Source organism: Microbispora sp. NPDC049633 (assembly GCF_040675265.1).
Classification (GTDB): domain Bacteria; phylum Actinomycetota; class Actinomycetes; order Streptosporangiales; family Streptosporangiaceae; genus Microbispora; species Microbispora maris.
In genome coordinates this window covers 1-1,463 of sequence record NZ_JBFAOO010000418.1, presented here as the reverse complement: position 1 = coordinate 1,463, position 1,463 = coordinate 1, and the positions used below count along the sequence as shown (strand labels likewise).

Genomic DNA, 1,463 nt, shown 5'->3' with positions numbered 1-1,463 from the left:
ATCTAGATCTAGGTCGAGCCCGGTGAAGACCGGGCCGCTGCCGATGGCCACCACCGTGCCGATCGCCACGCCCGTCCTGCCGACCGCCGCGAAGTAGCACAACTGGTAGGCCGCTACGGCGACGGCTCCCAGGATCAGTGCCCAGCGCATCGGGTTCCCCATCGCGTTCCCCGGAGCGTTCCCGTACGCCGTGCGCCGCGCCCGGCGGGACGCGATCAGCGCCAAGGCGCCCAGCAGGGCCCCGCCGAGCACGAGACGGGCCGCCGCCAGCGGAACGGAGCCGGCGGAGGCGAGGGTTCCCACGGTGCCCGCGGTACCCCACAGGACGGCAGCCGCGACCACCGCGAGCGGACCCGATCTGGAGTTCATGGGCTGATTGTCTGACAACCAGACAGCGATAAGCAAGAGCTTTCCTCCGGAACGTCGAGACTGTCCCGATATGGGGTGTGGCCCAAGTCGTTAGGAACGATCCCTGGTGGCCCAGCTCACGGATTGCTATGGTTTCGCCACTGTTAACACATGTGTAACCGACGGGCAGGTCTGATGGCTGGTCGGAAACGATCGATCCGATTCAAGATTTTCGCGATCCTGCTGGTGCCTTTGACCGCCCTGGTGGTGATCTGGGGGTTCGCCGCCAAGCTGACCATCGAGCAGGGGCAGCAGCTCCTGCGTATCCAGAAGGTCTACGACAACATCGTCTATCCCGTCAGCGAGGCCATCAACCAGCTGCAGAGCGAGCGATTCGTGTCGGTGAGCTACCTCGCCTGGCGCACCTCCTCGCTGCGCACCGACCTCCAGGTGCAGCGCCGCAAGACCGACGCCACCGCGGTCCTGCTGACCCGCCTGTCCGCCGAGGCCCAGGACGAGACGCCCCCGGCGATGTGGGACCGGGTCCAGGACCTGCTCCGGCAGATGGACCGGCTCGACGTCCTGCGCGGCCAGATCGACGACCAGCGGCTCACCCGCCTCGACGCGATCGAGGAGTACAGCGCCACCGTCGAGGCCGCCCACCAGGTCTACGACCGGTTGATGATCTCCCCGGACATCGACATCATCGAGCAGACCAAGGCGCTCATCCTCATCACCCGCAGCCGTGAGCTGGTGAGCCAGCAGTCCGCGCTCGTGCTGGGCGCGCAGGCGTCCGGGCGGATGACGCAGGACGAGCGGGACGCCTTCTCCGGCATGGTCGGCAAGCGCCGCCTGCTCTACCAACTCGGCACGAGCCAGCTCGACGCCGGTCTGATCAAGCAGTACGGCACGCTGAACTCCACCCCCCTCTACACGTCGTTCATCTCCCTGGAGAACGACGTCATCGCCAGGGTGCGGCCGGGCCAGCCGCTCCCGCCCGAGGCGATCGCCTGGCCGACGACGGCCCAGTCACGGCGACAGTCTATTTCCCCGGGCTGTTTCCCCGGGCCCTTCGGCCCTACCGCGGACGGCGGTGGGGACGGACCGTGAGAAGC

Annotated in this window: 2 protein-coding genes; one reads left to right on the top strand and one right to left on the bottom strand. The window is 67.5% G+C overall.

Annotated features, from left to right (window positions below; all coding sequences use genetic code 11):
* A partial coding sequence (locus AB0J39_RS39545; protein ID WP_363474344.1) for an EamA family transporter occupies positions 1-369 on the bottom strand: 369 nt, incomplete at its 3' end.
* Between the two features lie 225 nt (positions 370-594).
* On the opposite strand from AB0J39_RS39545, the gene AB0J39_RS39540 reads away from it, so the two are divergent.
* Entirely contained in the window at positions 595-1,458 is an 864-nt protein-coding gene (locus tag AB0J39_RS39540; protein ID WP_363474342.1) for a nitrate- and nitrite sensing domain-containing protein, read from the top strand.
* The last annotated feature ends 5 nt before the right edge of the window (positions 1,459-1,463 follow it).